Annotated in this window: 14 protein-coding genes, 1 pseudogene and 1 riboswitch; of the genes and pseudogenes, 9 read left to right on the top strand and 6 right to left on the bottom strand. The window is 67.1% G+C overall.

Features of this window, described 5'->3' with window-relative positions; genetic code table 11:
• Positions 1–19 precede the first annotated feature (19 nt).
• On the top strand, positions 20–220 hold the full coding sequence (locus OIE13_RS31875) for a LuxR C-terminal-related transcriptional regulator (RefSeq protein ID WP_030905642.1): 201 nt from the start codon (positions 20–22) through the stop codon (positions 218–220).
• Positions 221–406: 186 nt separating this feature from the next.
• On the opposite strand, the gene OIE13_RS31880 is transcribed toward OIE13_RS31875, so the two are convergent.
• Positions 407–1,456 carry a C40 family peptidase gene (locus OIE13_RS31880; RefSeq protein ID WP_326645952.1) on the bottom strand — a complete coding sequence of 350 codons (1,050 nt, stop codon included), beginning with the start codon at positions 1,454–1,456 and terminating at the stop codon, positions 407–409.
• A gap of 5 nt (positions 1,457–1,461) precedes the next feature.
• A riboswitch (cyclic di-AMP (ydaO/yuaA leader) is annotated at positions 1,462–1,608 on the bottom strand.
• Positions 1,609–1,944: 336 nt separating this feature from the next.
• On the opposite strand from OIE13_RS31880, the gene OIE13_RS31885 reads away from it, so the two are divergent.
• Complete coding sequence (locus OIE13_RS31885) at positions 1,945–2,598, top strand: amino-acid N-acetyltransferase (protein WP_326645951.1); 654 nt, start codon at positions 1,945–1,947, stop codon at positions 2,596–2,598.
• A 249-nt stretch (positions 2,599–2,847) separates the two neighbouring features.
• Here the strand turns inward: OIE13_RS31885 and OIE13_RS31890 are convergent, their stop codons facing one another.
• On the bottom strand, positions 2,848–3,348 hold the full coding sequence (locus tag OIE13_RS31890) for a hypothetical protein (protein ID WP_326830340.1): 501 nt from the start codon (positions 3,346–3,348) through the stop codon (positions 2,848–2,850).
• 63 nt (positions 3,349–3,411) lie between these two features.
• Between OIE13_RS31890 and OIE13_RS31895 the strand changes: the two are divergent.
• The 4 genes and pseudogenes from OIE13_RS31895 to OIE13_RS31910 form a co-directional block, all read left to right on the top strand.
• Positions 3,412–3,894: pseudogene (locus OIE13_RS31895) on the top strand (RDD family protein); the annotation flags it as partial.
• Between the two features lie 1,296 nt (positions 3,895–5,190).
• Positions 5,191–5,523, top strand: coding sequence for a histone-like nucleoid-structuring protein Lsr2 (locus OIE13_RS31900; protein ID WP_326645950.1), 333 nt, complete (start codon positions 5,191–5,193; stop codon positions 5,521–5,523).
• A 279-nt stretch (positions 5,524–5,802) separates the two neighbouring features.
• Positions 5,803–8,310, top strand: coding sequence for an ATP-dependent Clp protease ATP-binding subunit (locus OIE13_RS31905; RefSeq protein WP_326645949.1), 2,508 nt, complete (start codon positions 5,803–5,805; stop codon positions 8,308–8,310).
• 504 nt (positions 8,311–8,814) lie between these two features.
• Positions 8,815–9,765, top strand: coding sequence for a TIM barrel protein (locus OIE13_RS31910; protein WP_326645948.1), 951 nt, complete (start codon positions 8,815–8,817; stop codon positions 9,763–9,765).
• Between the two features lie 274 nt (positions 9,766–10,039).
• On the opposite strand, the gene OIE13_RS31915 is transcribed toward OIE13_RS31910, so the two are convergent.
• On the bottom strand, positions 10,040–11,128 hold the full coding sequence (locus OIE13_RS31915; RefSeq protein WP_326645947.1) for an alanine racemase: 1,089 nt from the start codon (positions 11,126–11,128) through the stop codon (positions 10,040–10,042).
• 32 nt (positions 11,129–11,160) lie between these two features.
• Positions 11,161–11,907, bottom strand: coding sequence for a GntR family transcriptional regulator (locus tag OIE13_RS31920; protein WP_326645946.1), 747 nt, complete (start codon positions 11,905–11,907; stop codon positions 11,161–11,163).
• A 279-nt stretch (positions 11,908–12,186) separates the two neighbouring features.
• On the opposite strand from OIE13_RS31920, the gene OIE13_RS31925 reads away from it, so the two are divergent.
• On the top strand, positions 12,187–13,224 hold the full coding sequence (locus OIE13_RS31925; protein WP_326829157.1) for a hypothetical protein: 1,038 nt from the start codon (positions 12,187–12,189) through the stop codon (positions 13,222–13,224).
• A 346-nt stretch (positions 13,225–13,570) separates the two neighbouring features.
• A complete protein-coding gene (locus tag OIE13_RS31930) occupies positions 13,571–13,900 on the top strand; it encodes a hypothetical protein (RefSeq protein WP_326829158.1) in 330 nt (109 codons plus the stop codon).
• A gap of 87 nt (positions 13,901–13,987) precedes the next feature.
• Here OIE13_RS31930 and OIE13_RS31935 read toward each other — a convergent pair whose 3' ends face one another.
• Complete coding sequence (locus OIE13_RS31935; RefSeq protein ID WP_326645943.1) at positions 13,988–15,085, bottom strand: IS630 family transposase; 1,098 nt, start codon at positions 15,083–15,085, stop codon at positions 13,988–13,990.
• A gap of 134 nt (positions 15,086–15,219) precedes the next feature.
• Here OIE13_RS31935 and OIE13_RS31940 point away from each other — a divergent pair, with 134 nt between their 5' ends.
• Positions 15,220–15,450, top strand: coding sequence for a hypothetical protein (locus tag OIE13_RS31940; protein WP_326645942.1), 231 nt, complete (start codon positions 15,220–15,222; stop codon positions 15,448–15,450).
• A 229-nt stretch (positions 15,451–15,679) separates the two neighbouring features.
• Here OIE13_RS31940 and OIE13_RS31945 read toward each other — a convergent pair whose 3' ends face one another.
• Positions 15,680–16,555: an A/G-specific adenine glycosylase gene (locus OIE13_RS31945; protein ID WP_326645941.1), complete on the bottom strand. Its 876-nt coding sequence runs from the start codon at positions 16,553–16,555 to the stop codon at positions 15,680–15,682.
• Between the last annotated feature and the right edge of the window lie 21 nt (positions 16,556–16,576).

Genomic DNA, 16,576 nt, shown 5'->3' on the forward strand with positions numbered 1-16,576 from the left:
TGGCGACAGCCCCCTGGGCATGAGCGATATCGGTCTCAGTGACGACGACCTCGTGCTGCTGGCTGAGCTCGCCAAGGGCGTCACCGTCGACAGGGTGGGCCGCCGCCTCGATATCAGCGGCCGGACCGTCAGGCGCAGGCTCAGGGGCATCTGCGACCGTATCGGTGTCGCCACGGCGATCGAGGCCGTGGCCTGGGCGGCCCGCCGCCGCCTGATCTAGGCCCTTGGATCTTCTGTCACCGCGGGTCGCGGCGGGCGTCTCGCCGCGTCGTCGTCGGTCACCGTCCCCGCGAGGCCCCGCCTGACCGGTCCTCGCCACGGCGGGATCCGCGGCACAGGACCCGGTGCGGGTTCTCACGTCCACGGAGTCCGGCGGCTCGCGACCTGTGAGGTCCGGTTCGGAGGCTCAGTCGGCGATTCGCACCCCGCCGGCGAAGGGCCGGTTGTCGATCGTGGCGATGTGGACGACGTCACCCGTCTGGGGCGCGTGGACCATCAGGCCCGCACCGATGTAGATCCCGACGTGGTGCAGGTCGCTGTAGAAGAAGACCAGGTCGCCTGGGCGCAGCTCGTTTTTGGAGATGTGGGTGCCCGCGGTCCACTGGTTGCCGGTGTAGTGCGGCAGGCTGATGCCGACCTTCTGGTAGGCCCACATGACCAGCCCGGAGCAGTCGAAGGAGTTGGGGCCCTCGGCGCCCCAGACGTACGGCTTGAGTTGCTGGGTGAGTGCCCAGCGGGCCGCCTCCGCCGCCTTTCCGCTGCCGACGATGGGCACGCCGACCTTCACCCGGGCTCCCCTGTTGCTGACGGCTCTGGTGCGCACCTCGCTGAACAGGTCGCTCTCGACCCGCGCGACCAGCCGCTCGATCTTGCTGCGCTTGCCTTCGATCTCCTCCAGAAGCGCCTTGACCTCTGAGGTCCTCGCCTTGGCGCCGGCCTGCGCCTGCTCGGCGGCCTCGATCGCCCGGCCGACCTGGGCGACCTCCTCACTCTGCTGCTGCTGGAGGGCGTAGTTGGTGGTGGCCTGGTCGAGAAAGGTGTCGGGGTCGGTCGCCTGGGTGAAGACGAGTCCGGAGTTCAGGCCGCCGGACATGTAGTTGCTCTGAGCGAGGAGGGTCGCCTTGATGCGCCGGGCCGCAAGTTCCGACTCGCTCGTCGCGAGGGTCTTCTTGGCGCTTTCCGCGGCTCGCTGGGCCTGCTTGAGCCTGACCCGCTCGCCGTTGTACTGCTCGGCGAGCGTGCCGATCTCCTCGTGCAGTTTCTCGGCCTGCTTGGCCAGTTGCCGGAGGCTGGGCTCCGGGTCCGCCGTGGCCGAGACCAGGGGGGTGCCGAGGGTCATGGTGGCGAATACCAGGCCGATGACCGCCATGCGGCGGCTCCGCCTCCGCGACGCGCGTTCTCGATGGCGGGCGTCGCCCCCCGCGTGCTTTCCTGCACGGTCGCGCGTGCGCTTCACCAACAGGCTCCTCTCTCGGCCGCCTACCGGGTTAGCTGACGGGTTCGGGCCGGAGGCAGCCCTACCGGGTGCGCCGGTGGCACTCGGATTCACCCCGAAGGACGTGGTGGGTCCCCGGTTCCCCGGGACGGGGGATTCGGCGGGTCAGGCTTTTTGCATCTCTGACATCGAGCACGGAGATTAGTGCACTCCTGGTTCCTGCTCAACCAGAACTGCGAACTTAGTGGAGGTTCCGCAACTTAAATGTCACGGAAAGATCACATGCCAATATGATCAACATGGCCATTACGCTGCCTTTGCCTTCCTTGAGGCGGGTGTGTCGCAGGTCTTCCCAGGTCCGGGACCGTGCCAAAGATGAGCTGGGACACATTAGAGGTGTCGCACGCTCAGCGTGGTAAACCGACTACCAAGGGTCATGTGATGACCTCGGGGCGAGTGTTAAGGATGAGCCGTAATTGAAGACTGAAGAGGACGTACGCTGATCGGTCATGGAGCAGCTTGCGGAGCATTCTCCCGGACCGTTCGCGAGTCCCCAGAAGGAAGGGGGGCGACGAGCCGGATCCGAGGGAGAGGAGCGGGGGTCGCCCGCCCCCGGCGCCACCTTGGTGGTCACGGTCCGCCGTGCCCGCACCCCGGACGTCCGCGCCATCAGGCGGCTCGTCGACACCTACGGTGGAGCCGGCCCGCGCCTGCTGGAGAAGGCCACCGTCACCCTGTACGAGGATGTCCAGGAGTTCTGGGTCGCAACCGACGCTGAAGGGTTGATCCTCGGTTGCGGGGCTCTTCACGTTCTCTGGGAGGATCTGGCTGAAATTCGGACCGTTGCCGTCGATCCGACCCTCAGGGGGATGGGAATCGGCCACCGGATCGTCTCTGTGCTCATCCGCACGGCCGCCGAGTTGGGTCTGCGCAGGGTCTTCTGCCTGACCTTCGAGGTCGACTTCTTCGCTCGGCACGGATTCCAGGAGATCCAGGGCACGCCCGTCGCTCCTGAGGTCTACGCCGAACTTCTCGCCTCCTATGACGAGGGCGTCGCGGAGTTCCTCGATCTGGAGCACGTCAAGCCCAACACCTTGGGAAACACCCGAATGCTGCTGCACCTGACACGTGAGCCCGACTCTGATGACTTTAGAGCTGACTGACTGGAAAGATGACTGTTGATTCCTATGTCGATACCTTGTGCAGCAGCAAGCATGTGCGTCTGACATTTGCCACATGCGTAGTCTAAGTGAGGTGACGCGGTGAGCAACGGACAGCCGCCGTATCCGCAGGATGATCCCGAGCGCAGTCGCACACCTTCGGGACAGCCGGATTACGGACAGCACAACCCGGGACGGGCCCCTGGCGAACTCGACCCCGACGTGACGGTCATGGGCTATCGGTCTGAGGTATCACAGCCGAACACCGGTCCCGGGCAGACTCAGCCCGGCTATGGCCAGCAGGACTACGGGCAGCAGCCTGGTTATGGCCAGCAGGGGTACGGGCAGCAGCAGCCGTACGGCCAGCAGGGCGGGTATGGCGGTCAGCAGGGCGGGACGGGCGCGTACGGTCAGCAGCCCGGCTACGGTCAGCAGGCGTCTCAAGAGCAGCAGGGGTACGGGCAGCAGCAGCCCGCGTACGGTCAGCAGGGCGGGACGGGCGCGTACGGTCAGCAGCCCGGCTACGGTCAGCAGCCGGGTTATGGTCAGCAGCAGCCCGCGTACGGACAGCAGGCGTCTCAAGAGCAGCAGGGGTACGGGCAGCAGCAGCCCGCGTACGGTCAGCAGCCGGGCTACGGTCAGCAGCCCGACTACGGTCAGCAGCCGGGCTACGGTCAGCAGCCCGACTACGGTCAGCAGCCGGGATATGGCCAGCAGCAGCCCGCGTACGGACAGCAGCAGTACGGCCAGCAACCGGGTTACGGTCAGCCCTACGGCGGTCCCCCCGGTGCTCCCGCTCCGCTCGCCGAGTGGTGGCAGCGCCTGGTGGCGCGGATCATCGACGGGATCATTCTGGCGATCCCGGCGGTGATCATCAGCACGGTGCTGACCGCCATGCTCGTGACGTCTTCCGGTTTCAACCTCGAGACGGGTGTCATCACGGAGGGGAGCGGCGTCTTCCTCGCGACTCTGCTCATCTCCCTGGTCAGCGCGGCGCTCTACTTCGCCTACGAGTTCTTCATGATCAGTAGGGGTGGGCAGACCGTCGGCAAGATGGTCATGGGCATCAAGATCGTGCCCGTCGGCAGCACGCTGTCTCCGGGCGGCCTCAGCTCCAACGTCGCGATCAAGCGCACCGGTGTGTTCTTCGGCCCGCAGTTCCTGAGCTGGATCCCCTTCGTGGGTTTGATCGCCAACATCTTCAGCCTTGTGAACACGCTGTGGCTGCTGTGGGACAGGCCCCTGTGGCAGGCGCTGCACGACAAGGCGGCCGGGACGGTCGTCGTCAAGATCAAGTAGTTCCGGGTAAATCGGGGCCGGCGGTTGAACCGCCGGCCCCGATTTCGTGCCCGGACCAGAAAAACGAGGGTCGTTAGGGGTGGGTAACCGCCTCGGGCGCGGAAGCCATGGAAGCGCAAAAATCATTTGCCATGCCATGGGCGGTGCGGGGGGACTTATGACCAGGCTCCGGCGGGCTCGGCGGAATATTCGTGTTTGAGGCCGGACAAGGGGCTCAGGAGAGCCCGCAAGCCGCTATGAGACGGCAATGCCGGATCTGCCCCCGTCGAGGGTTCGCACACCAGTCATCGAATGGCCGGACCCGCCCGCCTCCCGCATCCCCGGTGACGGCCCGCGGGTTTCTCTCCTTACCCCTTCCGCCGCGCGTTCAGGACGGCCGCTGAAGGTCTTCTCACGGAGCCGGATCAAGGGGGTGTGATGTTGCCTGGGTTGTCCTGGGGAGCCATCGTCTTTGGTGGTTATACGGCCTACGACTATGTACTCCGTGCCAGAGTGGGTCGTACTCTTGGTAAGAAAGCGTTGAAGATCCGTCTTGTTCTACGGGCTTGCGTCGCATCGGCTGCCGCCTGGGTGATGAAGCGAGCCGCGCTCCATCGGGGTGTTCTGCCGACGGCGGACATTCTCGCGATGAACCCGCCCGCAGCGACCTCCGGTTCCGTGACAAGGCGCCGTTCATCCCGACGGGCAGGCTCCCCTACCAGGAGCTTCGACCCTCCAAGGCCGGTGGCGCGGTGACCGGAGACCGGACGGGCATTGGTATTTCGAAGACAACGATGATCACTTGATCGTCCTGTCGGTTTTTCCCTGCGGCTTTACGACTGCAACCGGTAAGGCGGCTGGAGAGAAGCATTAGGCTGGCGAGTGACGGGCCTGGTCGCCCCTGCTGACGTGTGTTGCCGCCCGGTGGCGCTATGGTCGTCTGTGGGCGGTTCCAGACTGATCGGGTGGGCAGCCGCGTGGCTCGGGAGTCGTCGCCCAATTTCCATGGTCTCCAGAAAGCCACCTACGGTACGGAGCGAGGACGAATGTACGACGTATTGTCCGCGTTGATACCTCCGGCGGTCGTCGGCGGAGCCTTCATCTACGGAGTCGTCAAGCTACTTCGGAGTGAAGCCGCCGGTCGTCGGCCAAAACAGTCCGACCCGGTCGAGTCGCAGAACAGCTGATCCACCGGAGCGCCGACTGAGCTTCTCGGTTGCCTGTGAGAATCGCCGGGCTCCTGGAATTGCCGCTCTTCGATCGCGGGTATATGTTTAGCTTGCGAATGAAACAATACTCCGCGAAAGGATTGTGTAGATGGCCAAGCAGATCCAGGAGATTCTCATCGACGACCTCGATGGGGGCGAGGCCAATGAGACTGTCGCCTTCGCGATTGACGGCACCAGCTATGAGATTGACCTGAGTGACGTTAACGCGAAGAAGCTCCGCGACTCCCTGTCGCCTTTCGTGCAGAGCGCCCGTCGTTCCAGCGCGCTGGCACCCCGCCGCCGTCGTGCGGGCGGAGCGCGGGCGCTCACGCGAGAGAAGAGCGCCGACATCCGGGCATGGGCGAAGTCCCACGGCCTCAATGTCAGTGAGCGCGGTCGAATCGCTTCCTCGGTCGTCGAGCAGTACGAGGCGGCTCACTAGATCGGTCCAGCCGATCAGGTGAATCATGCGGTTATGGCGGTCACGGTGGGGTCCGGTGGCGGCCATGACCGCATGATGCGTTTGACTGGTCGACAAACGTCGTTCGCTTGCGGCGTAGCGGGAACATCCTGCCCCCCGTAAGTAGTTGGATGGAGGGTGAACGCCCTGCTCTCGGGGAACGTCTTCTGCATAGAGCGGTCGCCGGGTCGGGGCTACCATGCGGGATGACAGGGCCCGGATATCCCGGACCTGCCTGACCGCTCTGTGAGGAGCGACGAGATGTTCGAGAGGTTCACCGACCGCGCACGGCGGGTTGTCGTCCTGGCCCAAGAAGAGGCCCGGATGCTCAACCACAACTACATCGGTACGGAGCACATTCTTCTTGGCTTGATCCATGAGGGTGAAGGCGTTGCCGCCAAGGCTCTGGAGAGCCTCGGCATCAGTCTTGAAGGTGTGCGTCAGCAGGTCGAGGAGATCATCGGCCAGGGGCAGTCCGCGCCGTCGGGGCACATTCCGTTCACCCCGCGTGCCAAGAAAGTCCTTGAGCTGTCCCTGCGCGAGGCGCTGCAGCTGGGTCACAACTACATCGGTACCGAGCACATCCTGCTCGGTCTCATCCGTGAGGGTGAGGGGGTGGCCGCTCAGGTGCTGGTGAAGCTGGGCGCCGATCTCAACCGGGTCCGCCAGCAGGTCATCCAGCTGCTCCACGGCTACCAGGGCAAGGAGCCGACCGCCGCCGGCGGTCCGGCCGAGGCCGCTCCGTCGACCTCTCTGGTGCTGGACCAGTTCGGCCGTAACCTGACCCAGGCCGCCCGCGAGGGCAAGCTCGATCCGGTCATCGGCCGGGAGAAGGAGATCGAGCGGGTCATGCAGGTCCTGTCCCGCAGGACCAAGAACAATCCGGTCCTGGTGGGTGAGCCCGGCGTCGGCAAGACCGCCGTCGTGGAGGGCCTGTCGCAGAAGATCGTCAAGGGCGAGGTGCCCGAGACGCTCAAGGACAAGCAGCTCTACACCCTGGACCTGGGGGCCCTGGTGGCGGGTTCGCGCTACCGCGGTGACTTCGAGGAGCGCCTGAAGAAGGTCCTCAAGGAGATCCGCACCCGCGGCGACATCATCCTGTTCATCGACGAGCTGCACACGCTCGTCGGCGCGGGCGCCGCCGAAGGCGCGATCGACGCCGCCAGCATCCTGAAGCCGATGCTGGCCCGAGGCGAGCTGCAGACCATCGGCGCCACCACCCTGGACGAGTACCGCAAGCATCTGGAGAAGGACGCGGCGCTTGAGCGGCGTTTCCAGCCGATCCAGGTGGCCGAGCCCAGCCTCAGCCACACGATCGAGATCCTCAAGGGGCTGCGGGACCGTTACGAGGCACACCACCGCGTCTCCATCACCGATGGCGCCCTGGTGGCCGCCGCGCAGCTGGCCGACCGCTACATCAGCGACCGGTTCCTGCCGGACAAGGCGATCGACCTCATCGACGAGGCAGGCTCGCGCATGCGCATCCGCCGCATGACCGCGCCGCCGGATCTGCGTGAGTACGACGAGAAGATCGCCAACGTGCGGCGCGACAAGGAGTCCGCGATCGACGCGCAGGACTTCGAGAAGGCCGCCGCCCTCCGTGACCAGGAGAAGCAGCTCCAGCTCAAGCGCGAGCGCCGCGAGAAGGAGTGGAAGGCCGGCGACATGGACGTCGTCGCCGAGGTCACCGAGGAGCTCATCGCCGAGGTCCTGGCGACCGCCACCGGTATCCCGGTCTTCAAGCTCACCGAGGAGGAGTCCCAGCGACTGCTCCGGATGGAGGACGAGCTGCACAAGCGGATCATCGGCCAGGACGACGCCATCAAGGGTCTGTCCCGCTCGATCCGCCGCACGCGCGCCGGTCTGAAGGACCCGCGCCGCCCCGGTGGCTCGTTCATCTTCGCCGGTCCGTCCGGTGTCGGTAAGACCGAGCTGTCCAAGGCGCTGGCCGAGTTCCTGTTCGGGGACGAGGACGCGCTGATCATGCTGGACATGTCGGAGTTCATGGAGAAGCACACCGTCTCCAGGCTGTTCGGCTCGCCTCCCGGCTACGTCGGGTACGAGGAGGGCGGTCAGCTGACGGAGAAGGTGCGGCGCAAGCCGTTCTCCGTCGTCCTCTTCGACGAGATCGAGAAGGCCCACCCCGACATCTTCAACTCGCTGCTGCAGATCCTGGAGGACGGTCGTCTGACCGACGCCCAGGGCCGGGTGGTGGACTTCAAGAACACCGTCATCATCATGACGACGAACCTGGGTACCCGGGACATCTCCAAGGGTCAGGGGGTCGGTTTCGCGAAGAACAACGATGCCGAGTCCAACTACGACCGGATGAAGTCCAAGGTGCAGGAGGAGCTCAAGCAGCACTTCCGGCCGGAGTTCCTCAACCGTGTCGATGACATCGTGGTCTTCCACCAGCTCACGCCGAAGGAGATCATCCGCATCGTCGACCTGATGCTGGCCCTGGTGGGCCTGCGCCTGAAGGACCGCGACATGGGGATGGAGCTCACGCAGGAGGCCAAGCAGCTGCTGGCCGACCGTGGCTACGACCCGGTGATGGGCGCCCGACCGCTCCGCCGCACGATCCAGCGCGAGCTGGAGGACACCCTGTCCGAGAAGATCCTGTACGGCGAGCTCCGCCCCGGCCAGATCGTGAAGATCGGGATCGAGGGCGAGGGTGAGAACGCGAAGTTCACCTTCGTCGGTGAGGACGCGCCGGTCGACCGGGTTCCCGACTCGGCCGCCGCCATCGCGGAGCCGATCCAGAACTAGACCCCGTCCCGTGGATCGGTCGGACGGCACCTTGCGAGATGGAGGGAACCGCAGTGTGTCGCGGTGACCGACGACAACACCGCGAGGTGCCGTCCGACCGGCCGCGGTAGGCGGAAGATCCAAGGGCAGGCCACAGGGCCATGGCCTGATCAGACAGAAAGGGCAGACCCCGCCGTGAGGATGTTCACGGCGGGGTCTGCCTATTTGTTACCAAAGAAGGTGTATCGCCACGACAGGTAGTACTACACTTCGTAGAGCGAGTTCGATGAGTCTCACCACAGTGACCCGCGGGTCGTGCTGATCGCGGTGAGATCGGCGTCGAGGTCAGCCTGGCGGCGTACCGAGAAATCAACTTCGTGAGTGACGCGAAGATCGGTGTCCGCGCGGGATGCTTCGGACGGCCGGGTCGAGCTCCCGGCAGGAAGAGCCTCCGGCTCACGACGCTGGAACACCGGCGCGGGGCGATCGGAGAGGCTTACACGAAAGTATGTTTGGGAGGCACGCATGCGTTTACGGCATGAGGACGGGACGCTCGTTCACCTGGCCTACAACGCGGGCGTGCACCCCGCCGAGGACCTTGAGAACCTCATCGCGCACCTGACGAGATACGCGGTGCCGGTGCGCAAGCGCCTCGGAGTGGAGCGCATGGGCGTCGGCCTCTGGCTCTCCCCGAGCGTCGCCGACCATCTCACCGCCGACAGGATAGAGCTGGTGCGCCTGCGCCGCTCTCTTGAGGAGCGCGGCCTGGAGGTCGTCAGCCTCAACGGAACCGGCGGCAGGAACCAGGAATCCCCCGGTCCCGACTGGGCCAAGCCCGAGCGTTACCGCTACACGATGGCACTCGCCAAGATCCTGGCCTTCCTGCTCCCATCGGACGTCCGTTTCGGGAGCATCTCCACCATCCCCATCGGCTGGCGCCGTGACTGGCCGGCCGATCTGCACGCGATAGCCTCGCGCCGTCTGGAGCGCCTCGCCCGCGAGCTGCGCGGGCTGCACAGCGTCACCGGCAAGACGATCAGGGTCGGCTTCGAGCCGTGGCCCGGCTGCGTCCTGGAGACCACCAAACAGGCACTCGACAGGGTCGCCGGCATCGACTCCGAGCACCTGGGTGTCTGCCTGGACGCCTGTTACCTCTCCGGCGGCGCTGAGGAGCCCGGAGTCGCCCTGCGCGGCCTGGCGGACGCCGGAGCCCCCGTCGTCAAGCTCGGCCACGTGCACAACCATGTGGCCGCTGCCCGCCAGGAGTTGCCCAGCACCCGCTCGGTCCTGGAGGACACCCTCACCGCGATGCTCTCCGGCGCGGTGAACGGCACCGCCCACATCGAGGTGGAGACTCACGACCTGGCCGTGCCGCTTCGGGCCAAGGGGCCCGGCGCGCTGGTCAACGTGATCGCCGAGGAACTCGACTGGGCTCGCACCAGCCTCACCGCTCTCGGCCTGCGCCTCGCCGCCTGACTGACCGCCTCCGCCCCGTCGTGTCAATGGTCGAGTGTGTGCCGCCGCTGAGGCTGGATTTACGGAGCTCGGCGCCAGACAGATCTGAGAGGGGCGCCACGATCTCTCTGCGTCACAGCGCTCATCGCCCTCTCTGCGTCACAGCGCTCATCGCCCTCTCTGCGTCACAGCGCTCATCGCCCTCTCTGCGTCACAGCGCTCATCGCCGAGAAATCATCGAAGCCCTCGGCTCCAGCAAGAGCCAAGGGCTTCTGTGCCACCGAGATGGCACACCTCAGATGTACGAGAACTCCGGATGCGGGTGCATCAGGAAGTCGTGGTGGGAGATGTTCCAGGCGTAGGCGCCGGCCATGAGGAACTGCACGATGTCGCCAGTCGCCAAGGCCGCCGGGACTCGGCGGGTGAGGGTGTCCTTGGGAGTGCAGAGCTGGCCAACGATCGTAACCGGCTCGCCCTTCTCGGCAATGACCATCGGCTGGTCGTGGCCCTTGGTCGCGGGCGTGCGGATGTGGTGGGTCCCGCCTGCCACGATGGCGAACAGCTCGCCGTGGACCCGCTTGACGTCCAGCACACGGGTCACGTACCGCCCGCAGTAGACCGACACCGACCGGCCGGGCTCGATCCGCAGCGTCTCGCCGGGACGGCGCAGCCCCGCCAGGCCCTTGCCGTAGCTCTCCCAGTCGAAGACGGCGCCGGGGTCGGCGTAGTCGACGGCCATGCCGCCGCCAAGGTTGATCTCGGTCAGGCCGAGGCCGCGGGTGTAGTCGAGCACGCCCTCGGCGACCTCCAGCATGCGCGGGGCGTCCAGGCCGCTGGCCAAGTGGGCGTGAACGCCGCGCAGGCGTACCGCGTCCTGGCGCTCCAGAAGCGCGAGACATTCGTCGACACCGGCCGGGTCCATGCCGAAGGGGGTCGCGCCGCCGCCCATCGCCAGGGCCACGTCCCCCAGCGAGAGGGCGAGGTTGGCGCGGAGCAGCACGTCGGCCTCCCGCCCGGTGGCGATCAGGCGGCACAGCTCGTTCGGGCTCTCCACGTGCAGCCGTTCGACGCCGCGATCGAGGGCGAGCCGGAGTTCGCCGTCGGTTTTGCCGGGGCCGCCGAACGCGATCCTGGCCGAGGGGAGCACGCCCAGCACGTGCTCCAGCTCGCCGCCGGAGGCGACCTCGACCCCGTCCACGTGCCGGGCCAGCACCCGCAGCAGCTCCGGGTCCGGGTTGGCCTTGGCCGCGTAGTACAGCTCGATCCCCGGCAGCGCGGCCCGCACCGCCGCCGCGTGCGCGTCCAGGGCGGCCAGGTCGTACACGTAAGCGGGCAGCCTTCCATCCGCCGCCAGCTCACGGGCTCTTACGGTGAGAGCGTCCACAAAAATCTCCGATCGATGTGGGATGCCGAGGATCAGGTGAGCGGGAACGTGGATTCGATGATCAGGTAGCTGGTGGGCGTGACGGTCGTGGTCACTTCCACGGTCCGGCCGTCAGCCGTGCGCCCCGTGTGAAGAATGTCGAAGACCGGCCTTTCAGCACTGATCTCCAGCTCCTCCGCCTCTTCGTCGGTGGGCAGACGAACCAAGATCCGCTCGTCTGCCTCTACCTGAGGATGACCGAGGCCGGCGTACAGGGACTTGATACCCCCGACGATCATCGGCTCAGGTTCTTCGAGCGCGGTGCCGACCGCGATGTCAGCAGGCATGTAGGAAATGACGAGGCTGACGGGTATACCGGAGGCAAGCAGGCGACGTGACCGGCGCACCACGGTGATCTCCGAGAGGCCAAAGAGGGCGGAGATGTCGTTCGGAGTGGTCATCCGCGTAACCGAGATCTCATGCTGCGGTTCCAGGCCGATGGCACGGATCTCAGCGTCGAATGCTCCTTTCGCTCCTTCGTGCTCACGCGTGTCGCGCCGATAGCGGGCGCCGGACCGAGACAGGGGCGGAAGCCAAGTCACTCGGGTCCCGTCTCCCTGCCGGGGACGTACCAGGCCTTCAGCGGCCAGGAGCTGCAACGCCTTGTTCACCAGACTACGAGAGACGCCGTAGTTCGAGGCGAGGGCTGTCTCGGACGGCAGAGTCGTACCGGGAGCGTAGGTTCCACTCCGGATCAACTTACGTAGGTCTTCGGCTATGTCCCTGTACGTGAACTTCATGATCCAGCCTTCCTCTCTCGCAGCTACCTCAGCATAAGGGTCAAACGTTTGTCATCTCTTGACGTGGGGTCTCAGTCGCGCCAAGCTAAAGACGTTAAACGTTTGTCTTTTAGAGTACCGCCTTGAGCTGTCAGAGAAAAGATCGGGCCTGCTAGGTGCTGAGAACACCGAACAGGCCCTTGATCAGGAAGGCGCTCCTGACCCGTGAACAACCCTAATACCCCGGTTCTCGACCGGACTGCGGCAATCGGCTGTGGCTGCTTCGTCGAGGCTTCGCCGATGCCAATGGGCTGTGCCCTCTGCGGGCACGCCCCCTATGCGCACGGCTGCCCCGGCCAGGGCGCCGACCACGACTACGCCCAGCCGTCCCGGGAGCTGATGGCCATCCGCTTGGAGGCCCGCCGCCTCGGCGTCCTGCTGCCCGCCTCCGAGGCGTTCGCCGACGCCGAGATCATCCCCCTCGTGCCCGCGCAGTGCCGTCCTGAGCAGCCCGCCCCGGCCACGCCGACGCCGCTGCCCAGGGGCACACCCCGGCCCTTCCCTCGCCCAGACATCCGCCCCGCCGTCGTCGCACCGCCGGGGCGCGACGACGGCCGACGCCCCGCCCCGTCGAGACCCGGCAGGACCGCGCGGCCCGCCTGGCACTCGCCCGCGACCCGTGCGCCCGCCGCCGAGCCTGCGTCGCGGCCCGCGCTCGCAAGCACGCCTCCGCACCACACCACCGTACTCCAGCAGCTCGCGCACCTCCCCGACGCGAGTGAGCGGCGTCAGCCGCACCAGGTCCTCCGGCCGGGGCGGCCAGCGCCTTCGGCCGGGGCCACCCACCGACCTCCCTGCCTTCTCCCCTGCTCGCCCCGTATCGTCAGGAGGTCGCGGCATGAACGAGACTCCGGAACGGGGCGACGCCCCACCAGTTGGCGCGGCGGCAGTCCCGCAGCTCGGACGATCGCCGCCGCGTTGTCGACCGCCGCCGAGCGGCTGTCCCCCGTGCGGCACGCCGAGGACCTGGCCGCTCTCCTGGCCGACGTCCACGGCATCGTGGCCGACGTCCACGAGTTCACCTCCGGCAACGCCATCGTGTCCGTCCATTACGGGCTGCTGGCCTACACCGACGGCGAAAGCTTCTGGTGGACCAGCCCCGAACTCAACCACGCCGGAGCACCGATCCTCAGCTCCGCGCTCGCCCTGGCCGAAGCCGCCACCCAGCTCGCCGAACACCACGCCATCCTGAGCGCGCGGGAGGCTACCGACGTGGTGCGCGGCGGGCTGCCGCTGCTGGCCGACGTGATCGGTGCCGAGCATGTTGACCCTTGCTGACCTCGACGCGGCCCGAGCCGCCCAGCAGGTCCAACAGCACGCACCCGACTGGTTCGTCATCTGGAGCTTGCGCCACCGCCGCTTCGAGGCATGGAACTTACCGACCCTCAGGAGTGCCGCATCCTCTACGCGCAAAGCGCCATCGCCCTGTGGAACCTCATGCAACAGACCGAAGTCGACCTGTGGCGGACCTCACCATACGGCGCCACGCCGCCCCCCGGCGCGGCCAGCACGGAGCCGCCACTCCCGGTGACCCCGGGGCTCGTTCCCCACCCCCGCGCCCTGCCCCAGCGCACACCGAGCAAGCCCCGAGGCCACGCCCCTCGTCGTGGAAAAGGAGGCGCCCGTGATCCCGCACCCCGGCCCCCTGGCAGGCGACCGGCTGAGCGCGGCCACCTGGCGCCCCGGTACCATCAGCGCCCTCAAGCACCTGCGCACCGAACTGCACACCCACCGCATCTACCCAGAGATCGCCTACGACCAGGGCCGGCCCCGCCTCGTGATCAGTGCCGAGCTGACCGTATGGGCCGACCAGGCGGGCACGGTCTTCTGCTGGGGAGCCTGCTTCCTCGAAGAGCCCGCCGACCAGGCACCGACCGACAACATGCCGCAGGTCGCGCGCCGCATCGCCGGACGACTCGGCAAGCACTACGCCGAACCGATAGATCCGCCCTAAGCCGCGTGACGGTACGGCGAGACCTGATCTCCAGTGCCGTCGCGCCCCCAACTCCCTGCGGCGGTGGTGTGCATCACTAGTGGCCTGTCACGCAACCTTGGACGGGTAACTGGTCCAGCTACGGATGGGTGAGCTGGCGGCGAAGCTGGTCTTGGGTTGAGCGCGAGCGTTGCGCCAGCGGACGTAAGCGCCGATCGCCGCGTTCTGCTCGTCGTGGGTGCGGTGGTCGGTGCCGTTGAGGGCGTAGTAGCGCAAGGCGGCGAATTCGGACTCGATCCAGTTCAACCACGACCCGTAGGTAGGCAGGAACACCAACTCGACGTCGTGCTCGGCGGCCCAGGCGCGGACCTCGGAATGCTTGTGCGGCGAATAGTTGTCCATGATCACATACAGCTTTTCGCCCGGCCAGCGGGCGCGAAGGGTCTTGAGGAAGGACAGAAACTCCCGCCACCGCTTGCGTCTGCGGATGCGGTAGTAGAGCTGGCCGGTGGCCAGATCCAGCGCGGCGATCATGTGCATGACGCCGAAGTAACGGTTGTAGGTCGCCCGCAGCCGCGCCGGGCCGCCGGCCGGCCGCCAGCGTTTGCCCTTACGGGGCATCAGGTTCAGCGGGCCGAACTCATCGGCGCGGATCACCCGCCCAGCAGTGGGCCGCTGGTCGTATAACGCCAGTACACGCTGCATCTTGGCGATGAACTGTGGGTCGTTGGAGGACTTCCATGTGGTGGTGGTCTGCCAGGTCACCTTGCCCGCGCGCAGGATCCGCGACAGGTGCTGGCGGCTGATCGAGGTGACCACGCCCCGGCCGATGAGGTGCTCGGCCAGTGTGCGCAGGCTCCAGGTGGAGTGGCCGGTGATGCCCCACTCGGCGGGGACTGTCCGGGCGATCAGGCAGATGTGCTCGCGCGCCTGCTCACTGATCGCCGGTGGACGGCCCCCGCTCCATTTTGGGTTCAGCGCATCGAACCCCCGCTCGTTGAAGGCATGGATGACATCGCGTACGTAGTCCTCGCTGACCTGCATCAACGAGGTGATGTCCGGCGCGCTCTGGCCCTGGCCGGACATCATCACCACGATTGCCCGGCGCAGCTTGACCGGGTCCTTGGCGGTCCGGGTGATGCGCTGGAGTTTGCGGCCCTCCTCCATCGACAAGGGCCGGACGAACACATCCGGTCGACGAGCCACGACCACCTCCCAAGAGTTGCAGAGGAGTCAGCCTGCCGGGTTCACCGCCCGAGATCAATTACCGGGTTAACGTTCAGAGACGGGCCACTAGCCGGGGAGCCGCCTGGCAGGACATCGCTGACCTCGTCCCTCATATGATCATGGCGGGCCACTCTCCAGCGTCGGCGGAGAAAACGCTGATCGGCGTCCCGGCCTGGGATCTCGCCCTACCAGAAGTGATCACCAGCTATGCGGCATCGTTCGCCGGGTACTGGACCCGGATGAGTCGGCAGCCCGCGCCGACGGGCGTCCCGAACCTTCGCGGCTACCAACGCCGAGCGGCTGCCGCTGCCATCGCATGGACGATGTACCGCACCGGCTGGTGACCCGGCGACACAGCGTAGGTCCTCCTGCGAGGTTCAGGCCGCAAGCCGAGGCTTGGCGGCGGAACACCCTGATCCTGACCATCACCCTGGACGTAGGCGGGTTGAACTCCCGGCGCAGCTCGGCGCAGAGCGCGTGGTAGGCGTCGAGCTGCACGGCCGGCCACGGCGTATGGCTGTCGTTCCCGGCTCGATTTCGATGCTCGCGCTGTTGCGGGAGAGCGTGGCGCGTTCAGCCTGGGAGGCGGTAGGTGCCGTCGTCGAGGACCTCGGCCAGGCCGTCGGAGATCAGGCCGTCAAGGGCGCGCTCTCGTTGCGGGGCGTCGTCCCAGACCACGTCGAGGGCGTCCTTGGGCACCGGGCCGTGGGCCTGGCGCAGCACCGCGAGGAGGCGGCCGCGGCACTGGCGGTCCGTGCCCGCGTATGTCTGGCCCCTGCGCGCGGGACCGTCGTAGGCGGGCTTGCCCGCCAGGCGCCAGGCGCACAGGTCACTGATCGGGCAGTCGGCGCAGCGGGCGGCACGGGCGGTGCAGACCAGTGCGCCAAGCTCCATGACGGCGACCGCCCAGACGGGGGCGCGGTCGGCGTCGGGGAGCAGCGAGGCGGCGAGCCTGCGCTCGGGGGGCGTGGTGGCCTTCGGCGGATACTCCTCGCCGCTGACGGCCCGCGCCAGGACCCGCCGTACATTGGTGTCGAGAACCGCGTGGCGGCCTCCGAAGGCGAAGCTGGCGACCGCGGCCGCGGTGTACTCGCCGACGCCGGGAAGCGCCAGCAGGGCATCGTGCCCCGAGGGGACCTCGCCATCGTGCCGGTCGGTGATCGTGCGGGCGCAGGCGTGCAGGTTCAGTGCCCGGCGGGGGTAGCCGAGGCGGCCCCAGTGGCGTACGGCCTCACCGGGGGGCTCGGCGGCGAGGGAGGCGGGCGTGGGCCAGCGCTCCATCCACTCGGTCCAGACGCCCAGCACTCTGGCCACCGGTGTCTGCTGCAGCATGATCTCGCTGACCAGGATCGACCAGGGGGAGGCGCCGGGCGCCCGCCAGGGAAGGTTGCGGGCATGGCCGGCATACCAGTCGAGGACGGGTTCGAGTAAGCGGTTCGACTCGGGCACCTTTTGACGATAGTGCGGGAT

Origin of the sequence: Streptosporangium sp. NBC_01810, assembly GCF_035917355.1 — a bacterium.
Classification (GTDB): domain Bacteria; phylum Actinomycetota; class Actinomycetes; order Streptosporangiales; family Streptosporangiaceae; genus Streptosporangium.

What these genes read in the sequence shown, in the direction of transcription:
- OIE13_RS31875 (WP_030905642.1), top strand. Translation starts at nt 20, where the DNA reads ATGAGCGATATCGGTCTCAGTGACGACGACCTCGTGCTGCTGGCTGAG.
- OIE13_RS31885 (WP_326645951.1), top strand. Translation starts at nt 1,945, where the DNA reads ATGGAGCAGCTTGCGGAGCATTCTCCCGGACCGTTCGCGAGTCCCCAG.
- OIE13_RS31900 (WP_326645950.1), top strand. Translation starts at nt 5,191, where the DNA reads ATGGCCAAGCAGATCCAGGAGATTCTCATCGACGACCTCGATGGGGGC.
- OIE13_RS31905 (WP_326645949.1), top strand. Translation starts at nt 5,803, where the DNA reads ATGTTCGAGAGGTTCACCGACCGCGCACGGCGGGTTGTCGTCCTGGCC.
- OIE13_RS31910 (WP_326645948.1), top strand. Translation starts at nt 8,815, where the DNA reads ATGCGTTTACGGCATGAGGACGGGACGCTCGTTCACCTGGCCTACAAC.
- OIE13_RS31920 (WP_326645946.1), bottom strand. Translation starts at nt 11,907, where the DNA reads ATGAAGTTCACGTACAGGGACATAGCCGAAGACCTACGTAAGTTGATC.
- OIE13_RS31925 (WP_326829157.1), top strand. Translation starts at nt 12,187, where the DNA reads ATGCCAATGGGCTGTGCCCTCTGCGGGCACGCCCCCTATGCGCACGGC.
- OIE13_RS31940 (WP_326645942.1), top strand. Translation starts at nt 15,220, where the DNA reads ATGATCATGGCGGGCCACTCTCCAGCGTCGGCGGAGAAAACGCTGATC.